19 protein-coding genes and 2 pseudogenes are annotated in these 13,693 nt (G+C 38.0%); 10 read left to right on the top strand and 11 right to left on the bottom strand.

Features of this window, described 5'->3' with window-relative positions:
- Nucleotides 1–138 precede the first annotated feature (138 nt).
- The 4 genes from HNQ85_RS05680 to HNQ85_RS05665 form a co-directional block, all read right to left on the bottom strand.
- The gene (locus HNQ85_RS05680; RefSeq protein ID WP_181536794.1) at nucleotides 139–1,020 is read right to left on the bottom strand and encodes an IS3 family transposase; all 882 of its coding nucleotides are present in this window, start codon (nucleotides 1,018–1,020) and stop codon (nucleotides 139–141) included.
- A gap of 8 nt (nucleotides 1,021–1,028) precedes the next feature.
- Nucleotides 1,029–1,325 (bottom strand): transposase, encoded by a 297-nt coding sequence (locus HNQ85_RS05675; protein WP_181536793.1) that lies wholly within the window; start codon nucleotides 1,323–1,325, stop codon nucleotides 1,029–1,031.
- A gap of 64 nt (nucleotides 1,326–1,389) precedes the next feature.
- Nucleotides 1,390–1,854, bottom strand: coding sequence for an ArpU family phage packaging/lysis transcriptional regulator (locus HNQ85_RS05670; RefSeq protein ID WP_181536792.1), 465 nt, complete (start codon nucleotides 1,852–1,854; stop codon nucleotides 1,390–1,392).
- Nucleotides 1,855–2,128: 274 nt separating this feature from the next.
- Nucleotides 2,129–2,503, bottom strand: coding sequence for a YmaF family protein (locus tag HNQ85_RS05665; protein WP_181536791.1), 375 nt, complete (start codon nucleotides 2,501–2,503; stop codon nucleotides 2,129–2,131).
- A gap of 236 nt (nucleotides 2,504–2,739) precedes the next feature.
- Between HNQ85_RS05665 and HNQ85_RS05660 the strand changes: the two genes are divergently transcribed.
- The 3 genes from HNQ85_RS05660 (at nucleotide 2,740) to HNQ85_RS17800 (ending at nucleotide 3,711) form a co-directional block, all read left to right on the top strand.
- Complete coding sequence (locus HNQ85_RS05660) at nucleotides 2,740–2,844, top strand: YjcZ family sporulation protein (protein ID WP_181536790.1); 105 nt, start codon at nucleotides 2,740–2,742, stop codon at nucleotides 2,842–2,844.
- 244 nt (nucleotides 2,845–3,088) lie between these two features.
- A complete protein-coding gene (locus HNQ85_RS05655; protein WP_132949510.1) occupies nucleotides 3,089–3,424 on the top strand; it encodes a L,D-transpeptidase in 336 nt (111 codons plus the stop codon).
- Between the two features lie 155 nt (nucleotides 3,425–3,579).
- The gene (locus HNQ85_RS17800) at nucleotides 3,580–3,711 is read left to right on the top strand and encodes a hypothetical protein (protein ID WP_281363432.1); all 132 of its coding nucleotides are present in this window, start codon (nucleotides 3,580–3,582) and stop codon (nucleotides 3,709–3,711) included.
- Nucleotides 3,712–3,928: 217 nt separating this feature from the next.
- Here the strand turns inward: HNQ85_RS17800 and HNQ85_RS05650 are convergent, their stop codons facing one another.
- Nucleotides 3,929–4,336 (bottom strand): hypothetical protein, encoded by a 408-nt coding sequence (locus tag HNQ85_RS05650; RefSeq protein WP_181536789.1) that lies wholly within the window; start codon nucleotides 4,334–4,336, stop codon nucleotides 3,929–3,931.
- A gap of 6 nt (nucleotides 4,337–4,342) precedes the next feature.
- Between HNQ85_RS05650 and HNQ85_RS18010 the strand changes: the two are divergent.
- The 7 genes and pseudogenes from HNQ85_RS18010 to HNQ85_RS17785 form a co-directional block, all read left to right on the top strand.
- Nucleotides 4,343–4,435: pseudogene (locus tag HNQ85_RS18010) on the top strand (transcriptional regulator); the annotation flags it as partial.
- A 22-nt stretch (nucleotides 4,436–4,457) separates the two neighbouring features.
- Complete coding sequence (locus HNQ85_RS05645; protein ID WP_181536788.1) at nucleotides 4,458–4,889, top strand: ImmA/IrrE family metallo-endopeptidase; 432 nt, start codon at nucleotides 4,458–4,460, stop codon at nucleotides 4,887–4,889.
- Between the two features lie 106 nt (nucleotides 4,890–4,995).
- Entirely contained in the window at nucleotides 4,996–5,151 is a 156-nt protein-coding gene (locus HNQ85_RS05640) for a hypothetical protein (RefSeq protein ID WP_181536787.1), read from the top strand.
- Between the two features lie 3 nt (nucleotides 5,152–5,154).
- Nucleotides 5,155–5,325, top strand: a complete 171-nt coding sequence (locus HNQ85_RS17555; protein ID WP_246326786.1) for an Arm DNA-binding domain-containing protein — start codon at nucleotides 5,155–5,157, stop codon at nucleotides 5,323–5,325.
- Nucleotides 5,289–5,471, top strand: a pseudogene (locus HNQ85_RS17905) (hypothetical protein); the annotation flags it as partial. The gene HNQ85_RS17555 and the pseudogene HNQ85_RS17905, both read left to right, overlap by 37 nt.
- Nucleotides 5,472–5,612: 141 nt before the next feature.
- A complete protein-coding gene (locus tag HNQ85_RS17790) occupies nucleotides 5,613–5,849 on the top strand; it encodes a tyrosine-type recombinase/integrase (RefSeq protein WP_281363423.1) in 237 nt (78 codons plus the stop codon).
- A complete protein-coding gene (locus HNQ85_RS17785; RefSeq protein ID WP_343046488.1) occupies nucleotides 5,840–6,205 on the top strand; it encodes a tyrosine-type recombinase/integrase in 366 nt (121 codons plus the stop codon). Before HNQ85_RS17790 ends, HNQ85_RS17785 begins: the two co-directional genes overlap by 10 nt.
- A 127-nt stretch (nucleotides 6,206–6,332) precedes the next feature.
- Here HNQ85_RS17785 and mutL read toward each other — a convergent pair whose 3' ends face one another.
- The 6 genes from mutL to HNQ85_RS05605 form a co-directional block, all read right to left on the bottom strand.
- Nucleotides 6,333–8,192: a DNA mismatch repair endonuclease MutL gene (gene mutL / locus HNQ85_RS05630; RefSeq protein ID WP_181536786.1), complete on the bottom strand. Its 1,860-nt coding sequence runs from the start codon at nucleotides 8,190–8,192 to the stop codon at nucleotides 6,333–6,335.
- Nucleotides 8,193–8,211: 19 nt separating this feature from the next.
- Nucleotides 8,212–10,803, bottom strand: coding sequence for a DNA mismatch repair protein MutS (gene mutS, locus HNQ85_RS05625; protein WP_181536785.1), 2,592 nt, complete (start codon nucleotides 10,801–10,803; stop codon nucleotides 8,212–8,214).
- Between the two features lie 233 nt (nucleotides 10,804–11,036).
- Complete coding sequence (locus HNQ85_RS05620; RefSeq protein WP_181536784.1) at nucleotides 11,037–11,585, bottom strand: outer spore coat protein CotE; 549 nt, start codon at nucleotides 11,583–11,585, stop codon at nucleotides 11,037–11,039.
- 415 nt (nucleotides 11,586–12,000) lie between these two features.
- The gene (locus HNQ85_RS05615; protein ID WP_181536783.1) at nucleotides 12,001–12,222 is read right to left on the bottom strand and encodes a helix-turn-helix domain-containing protein; all 222 of its coding nucleotides are present in this window, start codon (nucleotides 12,220–12,222) and stop codon (nucleotides 12,001–12,003) included.
- Between the two features lie 10 nt (nucleotides 12,223–12,232).
- Nucleotides 12,233–12,715: a DUF2975 domain-containing protein gene (locus tag HNQ85_RS05610; RefSeq protein ID WP_181536782.1), complete on the bottom strand. Its 483-nt coding sequence runs from the start codon at nucleotides 12,713–12,715 to the stop codon at nucleotides 12,233–12,235.
- Nucleotides 12,716–13,260: 545 nt separating this feature from the next.
- Nucleotides 13,261–13,692: a RicAFT regulatory complex protein RicA family protein gene (locus tag HNQ85_RS05605; protein ID WP_181536781.1), complete on the bottom strand. Its 432-nt coding sequence runs from the start codon at nucleotides 13,690–13,692 to the stop codon at nucleotides 13,261–13,263.
- Between the last annotated feature and the right edge of the window lies 1 nt (nucleotide 13,693).

Here is a 13,693-nt window from a genome sequence, read left to right as displayed (position 1 = left end):
ATGCTCTTATATTGAACACAGTATCCTCTAATCATTATAGTACATTTAAGTCTTACTCCGCCTTCTTTTTTATGAACAAAAAGAGCCTCCCCAAAGTGAAGTGACCCCTGTCAAGTAGACAGGAATAAAAAAGCACATTTAAGCAGCCTGAGTCCTATATTCATAAGGACTCAGGTTGTTTAATTTCTTTTGGAAACGTTGGTGATTATAAAAACGAATATATTTGTGTACGGCATCCTTCACCTCTTCGGCTGTGCGAAAAGAGTACAGATTGAAACACTCTGCCTTGAAATGGCTAAAAAAGTTTTCCCTGCAGGCATTGTCCAAACAGTTTCCTTTTCTGGACATACTAGCCTTTATATTGTATCTTTTTAGTAGGTTGTTGTATTGACGGGATGTATATTGGAACCCTTGATCACTATGTAGGAGGAGTCCATTTACATTCCGTTTTTTTATGGCCTTTTTTAGCGTGTCGATCACCAGTTTGATGTCATTTCTTTGGCTGATATGGTAGGCCACGATTTCATTATTGTATAGGTCTTTAATGGCGGACAAATAGAGCTTTTGCCCATTAAAAATTAAATATGTAATATCTGTAACCCATTTCTCGTTTGGTTTTGACGCGTGGAAATCTCTGTTTAGATGATTATCCGAAATCACATAAGGCTCTTTCTTTCCGTAATAAGGCCGTTTCTTCCGAATCACCGCACGGATGCCCATCTCCCTCATCAGCCTTTGTACTCGTTTATGGTTGATACTCAGTTTGTATTTCCGTTTAAGCCAGACTTTGATTCTCCGATACCCATAGATGCCTTTCAGTTCTTCATGGCACTCCTCGATTTTTTTCTTTAGATGCTCGTCTTCCAATTGCTTCTGAGAAGGGCGTTCCTGTCGTTTTACCCACTTGTAGTATCCACTTCGAGACACTCCTGCTATCTCACATAATTGTTGAATCGAACCATGACACCCAGCCATTTCTTGAATGATGGCGAATTTCTTGTGAGCTGGTACTGCTTCCATTCCCCCTTTCACATCTTTAAGAGCTTTTTTAGCATCTCTACTTCCGCCTCAAGACGCTTGATTTTCGTTTCAGGATCTCCTGGACGAGTTCTCGGTCTTCCTTTGCCTGGTCCTTTTGCCTTTCCTCGTTTTTCCTCTAGACCTTGTATTCCTTCCTGTTCATAGTGTTTAACCCATCGACGTACCATGGAATGATCAATCCCTAATTCTTTAGCCACTGTTTTGTAGCCCATGCCCTCTTTCAAATATAAATCCACTGCTTTCTTTTTAAACTTTACATCATATGTTTTTCGTATTTTCCCCATAGAAAAATCCCCTCCATAGTAGACAGATTAATTGGCTTTCTTTTTTCTGTCTACTATAAGGGGATCATATCAACACAGGTGTCTCTTCTTCTTTGTACACTTCAATTCGCAATATGAACACCAGCTTATAAAAAGCCCGTGCTTTCAAACGATAATACTTACTTTCGCTCATTCCCATCTCATTGTAGAGCTCGTAATCGTAAATTTCCTCATCGCTTAAGTATCGCTTGATGATCAACTTCCTTTCCCTTGGACTAAGCCGATTTACGCCACGTCTAATCCATTCCATATATTCATCGCGCTCTCGTTCAAAATCCACCTTGTCAATCACTGCTGTTTCTGTAGATGAATGAAACTTATTCGTCTTAGTAGGAGGAACTTCAAGTATATAAGATGCTGTCAATTTAGGTAGTTGATCTTCTGGAACAGTAAGAAGATAAAACCGATATTTCTCCAGTGCAGCTTCAACAGCTTCTTTCGTTTTTTCTCTGTCTATCTCAGGAAGCTTAAATGACAATTGTTTCACCACTTGGAACCCTCTCGTGTGTTATAATATGGTTAGTGATCTATTGTATTCCATTTCATATACCGGGAGAGTTCCTGGCTTTTTATTTTTTTTGTATTAAACACTTCAATTGTGGAAATAAATCTTAATGGAGCAAGGTCAACTTCCATCCTCTTGAGTCATTGTACATACTTTAGCATGACCTTGTTCCTTTTTAAGCCTACAACCTTGGCTCCTCCTCATCCAATCTTCGGATGAGCTTTTTCAAATCCTCAACAAGTGGTTAACATCAGTTTTTTCATCCACTTGTTCTTCCCCTGTATCGATGCGAGTGAGGAACTCGGCCGCTGGTTGTTGTAACTCCAGAGAATTCGTGATAATGTCCCCCTCCAGGAAGTGGAATAGCCGGTCCGGTAACTCCCCTTATCTCATGCCTATGCCCATCATCGAAGGAGGTAAATGTAAAATAACGGTGTGTATGTGGAACACCGCTTGGCGCAGGCTCTGTCTCTCCAACATATCTATGACTATGACCTACGTCATAAGAAGTAACCCCAGAGAACCGGTGAACATGCACAGGCCTGCCATCCCAAGTAGTAATATATAAGCTGTGTGAGTGATATGAGTCTGAATCATCAGAATGAACCAAATAACCACTAACAGGTATCTCCATCGCTTTTCTCCTTTCATTCATTTTGATTTATTATACGGCGATGGGTGTGTTAACGTGTGGACTAGTATCTTTCGAGAAAATCAAAAATCGATAGTTGCTACACGCTTTCACCACCCGTGTCAACAAAATGCTAAACTGATTCATCATTTTTTTCATTACCTGTGATAATTGCCTTATACAGTTTCACTATGTTTTCCATAGGATGTACTATCCTTTTAAAACAGGAGGTTTACAAAATGTCAGGTGGCTATGGATTCGGCTTTGCTTTTATTGTTGTGCTATTTATCCTGTTAATTATTGTTGGATGTAGTTGTTTCTTTGGTGGTTTTGGTGGTTACTAATCTAGAATCCGTTTAATAGTTTTAAAGGATGGATCATATAGATCTGTCCTTTTTTGTATTCATTTATTTTTTCTTTACTTATTGAATAATAGGGCAACACAATTGCTATTTTGTTTCGTATAATCTTCGAACTGTTCATCAAGCAGTTTTGCTTTCTTTCCTTTTTAATTGTTCAATCAATTCCTGTTATTAACAAATGCCTGAGTTACTTCATACAATATTCAAAAAAATGGAGTTGTTCTTCATGGCGAAATGGATTGACGTATCTACATCACAACATCAATTAAAACTTTTTGATGGAAACAGGCTTATAAAAGCTTACCCAATTGCAGTTGGAAAAATATTGTCACCAACACCTTCTGGGACATACACGATTATCAATAAACAACGTAATCCCGGCGGACCATTTGGAGTGCTTTGGATGGGATTGTCAAAACCTCATTACGGTATACACGGAACAAATAACCCAGCTTCAATCGGTAAGAATGTCTCACACGGATGTATTAGAATGTTTAATCATGATGTTCTAGAATTATCATCTAGAGTTCCAATTGGTACTAGGGTTTTTATTCATAAATGACTCTGTTAGTCTTGCCCTCTTTACTGCATAGTTTAGATCTACTATGAAACACAAATGCTTATTTAGTTTCTTTAATCCACAAATTTTTTCAGGTTTAGAACATATACCTTTAGGCAAAACTGTTATTAAAAACTCGAATTAATGGAGGTCTAAAAGTGAAAAACGAAAATGAAAAAACCTCTGAGGGCTTGGACCAAATATTAGAGATTATTAATGCTAAAAGTAACACAGAAAAAATAGAGAAAATCATAGAGAAAGAAACAAATTCAAAGGAAAATCAAGATTAAATCCAAATATAATTCGTAGAGTTTCATACTCAAGAAACAAAATTACTCTTTTGTTTCATCGTCTTGTCAAAATAACATCAACATTTAATGTTCATCTTCTTTCGCTGACTTTTTACTCTTGTATTTTCAAGCTTAGGGATGGAATCAACCGGGGAACCGGTCGGTTCCATCCCCACTTTTTCAAGCTCGGGAGCAGAAAGAACTGCTCCCTTTTGATTTATTGACCATCCTCTTTTTCTTGTTTTTCTCTCCACTCGTTCCATTTCTCAGCAAGAGGAGCGACACATTTGCGATAAGTATCAATGATATTGCGCAAACGGTTCGGATGGAGCTCGAGTTCCTTAGCGATTGTTGCAATAGATTCACCGTCTTTATTTACTCGTTTCAGAATGCTCTCGAAATCGTAAGGCAGATCTTCATAGCGCGGTGACATACCTTCCATAATGAAATCATCGACCACTTCCAAGTCGATTTCCTTGTACAATTCTTTTGTTTCAACCTCAGGAGCCGGTAAATCTAAATCTGCTTCTAGTTGCTCATGAGTCGGTTTTACTTCCGTAACAACGCCTCGATCGTCAACCGTGTATTCGATGACTGGTTTGTTTGTTTGAGCATCAACTGTCACATGATAGAAGAGTTAATCAAAATTTCTTTGGAGAACTCTATGAGATTAGCGAAACAAATCGCTAAGAAAAAATTTACCCCTAAAAAATATAGAAAATAAATAAAATACGGGGGTCAGGGGAATGAAAGCAATAAAAGAAGGAGTGAGGCAACTTATAAAGATACATAAATCTAACGACCCGTTTCAAATAGCAAAAGAAAAAAACATCATTGTCTTGTTCGCGGAGCTTGGAAATACCCTCGGATTTTATAGCTCTTACAAAAGAGTCCAGTTTATTCATCTCAATAATCAGCTGAACGAAAAGCAACTGCGCTTTGTATGTGCTCATGAACTTGGACATGCTGTGCTTCATCCGAAATCTAATATCCCTTTTCTGCGGGCTAATACTCTATTTTCTGTGGAAAAACTTGAAGTGGAAGCTAACGCATTTGCTGTCGAGCTATTGCTTCCAGATGACGTTATCGCTCAATACCGAGGCACCGATCTGAGTATATACGATATAGCCAAAATGCACAGTGTACCAAAAGAACTTGTTTGTCTTAAAAAATTTTAACCCTAAAACCGAACGTACATTCCTGTTTTAAAATGGGGTGATGCGTTTTATCGAATGATTCCTTTTCAATCTCAATCCACAAACTTTTAGAAAGGAAGGAGAATATATGAATATTTTTCATAAAATCGACATTTTGCTAATGGACCTTCGCGAAGAGTTAGAGGAACGACAGAAAAAATGCAGACCAGGATCTCCTATTGCTTTTGAAATCAGAGTTAAATTAAAGATGCTGCAAGAAATTGAATTTCAAATGAAGAATTAAAAAATGAGGCGGTGGATCGTGGCTAGTTTTCGTAAAAGAGGAAGCTCTTGGGAGTATCGAATCAAATACACTGATCCCGTTACAGGAAAGAAAAGAGAGAAAACAAAAGCAGGTTTTAAGACAAAAAAAAAGCACAGATTGAAGCTACAGAGATTGAGAAACAACTCTATTTAGGGAAACACTCCGTCATACAAAATCAAGACGTACTAATAAAGGATTGGCTAAATGAGTGGCTAGATAGACGTGTATGGATTATCTGCCAGCCAAATACTTTACGCGTAAGAAAGTTATACATCAATTCTGTTATCATTCCTAAACTTGGACATTTTAAGCTATCCCAATTGTCCAGAATAGAATATCAAAAATTCATTAACAGTCTTACGGAAACCTTCGCTAAAAAAACCGTACAGACAATACATTCTATCTTTTGTACAGCAATTAATAAAGCAGTTGAGTTGGAAATGATAACCCATAACAAATACCAAAACATCGTTATAAAAAAGGAAAATGACGTTTCTGATATAAAGAGAAACTATCTAACAAAAGAAGAATTAGCTGTCTTTATGAAAGCAGCAAAACAAGCACCTTTTCATCATTATATCATTGTTTCCCTGCTAGTTCGGACAGGAATGAGAAAAAGGGAAATGCTTGCTTTGACTTGGGATGATATTGACCTTGAAAAAAAGAAATCCACATAACAAAATCGAGAAATGAATATGGTGTTAAGCCCCCAAAAACAAAATCAAGTATTCGTACTATTGGAATTGATAACACCTTAGCTTCAGAACTAAAGGCGTATAGAACGTGGCAAAAGAAAAACAAAATAAAATACGGTCCAAACTATCGTGATTCCAACTATGTTATTACTTGTCCTAATGGAACAGAAATAGGTCCCTTTGGTGTTAATAAAGTGATAGATTCTATTTTTAAAAAAACCAATCTGCACCACATTTCTCCGCATGGATTACAGCATACACATGCCATTATGCTACTGGAAAGTGGTGCAGATGTTAAATTTGTGAACGAGCGATTGGGTCATGCTTCTATAATATGACAGCTGATGTTTACCTTCACATTACAAAAAAATACGAAAAAGAGAGTATATTAAAATTAGAATCATATTTAAATAATTAGGTGGACAAATGGTGGGCAAAATCAATTTTAATGTCAAAAATCCCGTGCTACATCACCCGCTTAAACATCTTCTCCAGTTCATACGTCGAAAAATGGATGATAATTGGCCGGCCGTGCGGACATGTGAACGGGTCAGACGTTTTACGAAGCGATTCCAGCAATGCGAAAATTTCATCATTCCGTAAATGCTGGTTCGCTTTGATCGATTGTTTGCAGCTCATTAAAATCGCCGCTTCTTCGCGGAGTTGTTTTAGATCCACTTTTTTCATCGTTAAGACTTGTTCAATCATCTCTTCGATAATGGCAGCTTCCTCACCTTTCGGGAACCATTGCGGATGCGAGCGGACAATAAAGCTGTTGTGTCCGAACGGTTCTAAGAAAACACCGCATTTCGCTAATTCTTCCCGATGCGCGTCAATCAGCAAATATTCATTTGTTGAATATTGGAACGTGAGCGGTACAAGCAGCTCTTGTACTTCGTTCGTCACTTCGCCAACCTTTTCACGAAAATATTCGTATTTAATCCGCTCTTGGGCGGCATGTTGGTCAATGATGTATAACCCATTCTCATTTTGCGCTAAAATATAGGTGCCGTGCATTTGCCCAATCGGGTACAGCGGCGGGATTCTTTCAGCGATTTCTTCCGTTTCTTCCTCAGGTTCTTCCATTTGGCTATATTCTGGCTCGATATTCTCTATGTTCTCATCATAATAAGACTCTTCCTGTGCCTTGACATCATCTTCGAATGGTTTTTCCTCTTTTTCTTCTTCTAAAGCCGCTAGCGTATACTCGTTCTTTTCTACTAATGTGACAGGAGCCGATTTAGACACTGCGGGCTCGTTGACGACATGCTCAAATGTAAACGCCTGTTGTTCTGATTTTCGTTTCTCCGCGCGCTTCAACGGCATTTCCGGTATTAATGTTTTCTCCTGAAACGCTTGGCGTATAGCTGCTTCGACAAGCTCGTTTAATTCTGCTTCCTTACTGAAACGAACTTCAAGCTTCGCGGGATGAACATTGACATCAACAAGAATCGGGTCCATCTGTATATTTAAAAAGGCGATCGGATAGCGACCGATTGGCAACAATGTATGGTAGCCTACTTCAATAGCCTTCATTAGCGGAAAGTTTTTTACATACCGTCCATTTACAATCGTTGATATATAATTTCGCGACGCCCGTGTCACTTCCGGCAGCGAAATATAACCGTCAATGACAAAGTCAAGGGATTCGGCATGAAGTGGAATCATTTTTTTCGCTATTTCTACACCATAAATAGCTGCTAATACTTGCCGCACGTCACCGTTTCCGTTTGTATATAATAGCTGTTTACCATTATGTTTTAAGCGAAAGGAAATGTTCGGGTGAGCAAGAGCAAGACGGTTCAGCAAATCTGTCACATGCCCAAGCTCCGTATGCACCGTTTTCATATATTTTAAGCGCGCAGGTGTATTAAAAAACAAGTTCGAAACAGTAATCTCTGTTCCCTTTCGGCTGTTTGTCCGTTCGTGCTTGATCAGTTGACCACCTTTAAGCATGACAAACGTTCCCGGACCATTGCCTGTGCTCGTTTTCATTTCTAATTCAGAAACAGAAGCAATACTCGGGAGCGCCTCACCGCGAAAGCCGAGCGTGCGAATGCGAAACAAATCTGCTTCGTCTTTAATTTTGCTCGTTGCATGCCGTTCAAATGCTGTTAAACAGTCATCTTCCTCGATTCCTTCGCCGTTATCAATGACGCGTATTTTTGCAAGTCCTGCTTCTTCCAGCTCCACTTCGATAACGGTGCTTCCAGCGTCAATCGCATTTTCAACAAGCTCTTTGACAACAGAAGCTGGGCGCTCGACAACCTCCCCAGCTGCGATTTTATTAGACAGATGATCGTCGAGCTTACGGATTTTCCCCATTGTCCCACCTCCTTGCTCATCACTTTAACATTTTTTGAATTTCATACAGCTTATTCATCGCTTCAAGCGGAGTCATATCAAGTAAGTCGAGCGATTGGATCAGCTTAATCGTTTCTTTTTCTTTTTTCGAAAACAGCTTTTCTTTTTCTTGTTCTTTTGATGTTTCTTCTACGAACATGCTTAATTGCTCGAATTGTTGTGTTTCTTCATGAACGATCGGCTGTTTCGGCTTCTCACCGTTTTGCTCTAAATCTGCTAAAATTTCCTGTGCGCGAGTGATTAACTCACGTGGCAATTCCGCTAACTCCGCAACATGAATGCCATAGCTTTTATCCGCCGGCCCTTCTTTAATTTTATGAAGAAATACGACCTTTCCGTTTTCCTCGATCGCGCTTACATGAACATTCTTTAATTTGTTCAAGGATTGTTCCAATACCGTCAATTCATGGTAATGTGTACTAAACAACGTTTTTGCACCAATATTATTATGAATATACTCAATAATCGCCTGCGCTAATGCCATTCCATCATAGGTGGACGTACCGCGACCAATTTCATCAAACAAGATGAGACTGTTTTGGGTAGCATGAACAATAGCGTTACGCGCTTCTAACATTTCAACCATGAACGTACTTTGTCCAGAAACTAAGTCATCTGCCGCACCAATCCGCGTAAACACTTGGTCAAAAATTGGCAATACGGCTTCATCGGCCGGAACAAAACAACCGATTTGCGCCATGATGGCGGTAAGTGCAATTTGTCGCATATAGGTGCTTTTTCCGGACATGTTCGGTCCTGTAATAAGCAACATTTCACGTTCTTCATTCATATAACAGTCATTTGGCACATAAGTTTGGGAAGAAAGAACTTTTTCAACTACTGGGTGACGGCCGTCTTTTATGAACAATTCCCTGTTTTCAGAGAAGTGCGGTTTTACGTAGTGACGCTCTTCGCTCACGGTTGCAAAGCATTGCAAGACATCGAGCTGGCTAATGATTTTTGCTAATTTTTGAAGGCGCGGGATAAATTGTTTCACTTGCTCACGAATTTCTACAAACAATTGATATTCAAGTTCAACGCTTTTTTCTTCCGCCTCTAAAATAAGCGCTTCTTTTTCTTTTAATTCTTGTGTAATAAAACGCTCCGCATTCGCTAACGTCTGTTTTCGTTCATATCGTCCTTCTGGCAATAAGTGAAGGTTCGCTTTTGTTACTTCGATGTAATAGCCGAACACACGATTATACCCAATTTTTAATGATTTAATTCCTGTCAATTCCCTTTCTTTGCTTTCGAGTTGAGCAATCCATGATTTACCGTTTCGACTCGCATCACGGTACTCATCCAGTGTCTTATTATACCCGTCTTTAATAATATCGCCTTCTTTAACGGATAGCGGTGGGTTGTCTTGAATGGATTTTTCTAATAAATCAACAAGCTCTGTACATGGGTCAATTTTTTCTGCCAGCGCTTGTGCTTCTTCATTCTCCAGCCTTTTTATCACCGCTTGTATAGCCGGTATTTGCTGGAGCGATTTTTTTAATTGAATAAGGTCGCGGGCATTCACATTTCCATAGGCAACCCGTCCTGCTAAACGCTCTAAGTCATACACTTCACGAAGCAAATCGCGCAATTCTTGACGTTCAAAATAATGACGCATGAACGTCTCAACCATATTCAGACGGCGTTCGATTTTTTTGCGGTCTAAAAGCGGGCGGTCAATCCATTGTTTCAGCAAGCGTCCACCCATCGCCGTTATCGTTTCATCTAAGAGCCATAAAAGAGAACCTTTTCTTCCTTTTGAGCGAATCGTTTCCGTCAGTTCGAGGTTCCGTTTGGAATATAAGTCGATTTTCATATATTGATTGACTTGATAAACTTGCACTGCTTGCAAATGATCAAGGCTTCTCTTTTGCGTCTTTACTAAATAGTTTAACAAGCGGGCGAACGTTATTTTTAACTTGTCCTGCTCAAGTGAACGAATGACCGCTTGAAATGCTTCCGCAACCGTTGTTTCCTCCTCATAGGAAATGGTTACATCGTAACGCTCTTTTATTTTCTGACTTGCCTCTTCGGAAAACTGCGAAGAAACAACAATTTCTCTTGTTCCAATCGAGTAAATTTCATTGAGGACCTCTTCAAATGAGGAAAGCATCGTAATACGGTTTTCCCCGGTCGATAAGTCTGTATAGGCAAAGCCATAAGTACCATCCTCAAATTCTGTAATCGTTGCTAAATAGTTATTCTCCTTTTCTTCTAATCCTCTTCCTTCCATCACAGTCCCAGGAGTGATCAGCTGCACAACTTCGCGGCGGACAACTCCTTTTGCTGCCTTTGGGTCCTCTACTTGTTCACAAATAGCAACCTTGTATCCTTTAGCAATTAATTGTTCAATATACCCTTGAGCGGAATGATACGGGACACCACACATAGGAATACGTTCTTCTGTTCCGCCATCCCGGCTTGTTAACGTAATTTCAAGCTCCTGTGCTGCTTTCACAGCATCTTCAAAAAACATCTCATAAAAATCTCCAAGTCGAAAAAATAAAAAGGCATCTTGATATTGTGCCTTAATCTGTAAATATTGCTGTATCATTGGCGTATATGTAGCCATATTATTCCTCCAACATTTTAAATCTTACATTTAGCTTCTTTATTATAACATACTTCAACAATTTTCTACTGATGTTGTATAAAGAAAAGATTCATAAAGTCAAGTTATGTACACAAAAAAAAGAGGCTGTCTCAAAGGCAAAGTGCCAAACCTCACAACTACAATATATCGTACATTACGTTTGATAAGTACGAATCTATATTGTGAGGTCAGGCACTTATTGGACAGCCTCTTTATTCTTCATCACCAAGCAACAAATCTGGATTTAAATCTTCTAATTCCGCATCATCAACATCGTCGTAATCAAAGTCATCATCATCTTCTTCGCTCGCATTCGGATTGACAGCAACCCATACTTTTGTTTCACCGATCACTTCAGCAATAAACTCTCTTTCTACTTGGACAACAACTTTGTTGCCATTTGGTGATATTGTACATTCTAAACAATTCGGTTGCTGAATGACGCGGGCCATAACTTCTTGGTCGTCATTAATAATATCATCATCACGATATTTTAATCTCACAACATCTGTATAACCCACTGTTTCCGTTACTACTTCTGTTTTTGTGTTGTCACTATACGAATACCAAACGTTAATATCGTAGTAACCATGAATTTCTACATTGCGATCGCTTTTCTTTGCATCATAACGGTGATTAATAATCCAACAACCTAAAATGCTCGTTGGCCGATGCTGTGCGGAAACGGTATGCGTTGACTGCGTAAATTTACGGCCTTTGGCAACAACTGCCTTTGTAATAATTTCTCTGTATTCAGACATATGAGCAAACCCTCCTCAAATGAATCTTCATTTCATCCTATGCTGGTTATCCGCCTAATGTGCACATAATTTTATGAATAATTCCGTATAGTTCATTGTATGCGAGTTTACTCAAATATTATGTTCCTATTTTTAGAAAATCGCTTTGGAATCCAATTTTTTAATAGAAAACAATGTTCAATTTATACTCCATTTGTATGTTCTGAATAACAAAAAAGACGCCCCTATTAAGATAAGTAGTTCTGATAATGTGGAGAAAAAGCTAAATAACAGTGTAAATGACACATTAAATAACAGGCACAATAACAATATAATTAAAACATAAAAACGCTTGGGGTATTTCAAAGAACCCCAAGCGTTTTAACTTTATAGTGTTGGTCTTGTTCAACTAACCCGCGTTAGTTGAAGATTGGTATTATCCCTGACTATCTTCGTCACTTTTGTATTCTAAAATATCTCCAGGCTGACATTCTAAAGCCTTACAAATCGCATCTAAAGTTGATAATCGAATCGCTTTTGCCTTTCCATTTTTCAATATAGAAAGATTAGCCATCGTTATTCCAACCCTCTCCGAAAGTTCTGTAAGGCTCATTTTCCTTTTAGCCAACATTACATCAATATTGATTATAATTGCCATTGTTTTCACCTCAGATCGTTAAATCATTTTCTGATTTTATATCGATGGCTTCTTGTAAAAGCCTTTGAAGAACAGCAGCAAAGACTGCAATAATCGTTGAAGCAAAAATAATGACCAATCCGAGTAGTATGATACCTGGGGCGTCGTCTACCTCCGCCATGAGATAGAAGAGTGGCAAACCTGGCACATACAAGATACTGATTGTGATGGCACAGTATTTTATATTCTTTAAAGCCTTTACAGATAATTCCGAGAAAGCTTTATTCTTGTCAATATAACTTAAAAGTTTAAAAGCCTGATACAGAGCGAAGAAAAATGGTATCGCCGATACATACATAACTATTAAAAAGCCATATAGTACATAAGCGAACTCCGAATTACTTTCTGCTGCTTCTTTAGCTAACATAGGCAACCCAAATATACATAAAGCAAGAACTGGAGTTCCGATAATAAAAACAGCTATTTTTAAAAACAATGTTGTTCCTTGTTTCATAAAAAGCACCTCACTTATTTATTGTTAATTTTATTGTTAATTTGATTTTAATACGCATTTTATCGTTCCACAATAAATTATTATTTATTTTTATTATATTTTTATTGTTTTATAGAAATATCCTTTTAATTTTAGACAAAGATAAAAAGCATTCCTCATTACAAAGAAATGCTCTATTACTTTAATCTATTCAATTTATAACTTCTTCAACTAATCTGTTTCGTTAGCTTAAGTACATTTCTTCACACTCTTATATTCATTTTAATATAAAATGACGATTTCATTTGCGTGTTTTAAAAAGTATTTTACGAATAACATTGAAATTAGCACCCTAATTCTCACGGTGACAATAGTCATTGCCACTTTGTTAAATGGGGTATGCTATTTGCTATGTTATTTTTGGCTTGTTTATTATTAAAAACGCTGATATACCAATAAAAAATAGCAGACCATTTTAGTTGCTATTTGGTCTGCTATTTCATATACCGTTTCTAATGTTTCTCCACAAAAACAGAACTATTTACTATTAAGAGACGTCTTTTTTCTTAATGGCAGCTACCGCAATGACCGTTTTTCATTTGTGCGCCAGTTTCTCCGCGCAACACGTCACCGCCTGTTGAAACGATGATTTCATCCGTTACGGTTTGGGAAATGGTAGAAGCGACTAATTGCAATAAATCGTTCACTTCTATTTGTGATTGCTTAAATTCTTCAACAATCGGGATTTGTGAAAGCTCTTCATAAATCGCATCAATTTCTGCTTCTACTTTTTTGAGCGCTTCATGTTTGCCATAATGCTGAAAGTTCACAGCCTGCTTTTGCAAAGATTTAATTTTGTTAATCATGCTGCGCACTTTTTCGTTTTGATTAATTTTTTCTTCCGCTTTTTTAAAAAAGTCAACTTCTTCTGTTTCCGCAATCATTTTTGCCAATTCTTTTGCGCGAGCAACAATATCATCTTTTGTATATTTTGCCATC

Source organism: [Anoxybacillus] calidus (assembly GCF_013760845.1).
Lineage (GTDB): Bacteria > Bacillota > Bacilli > Bacillales > Anoxybacillaceae > Paranoxybacillus > Paranoxybacillus calidus.
This window is presented reverse-complemented; position numbering and strand designations above follow the sequence as displayed.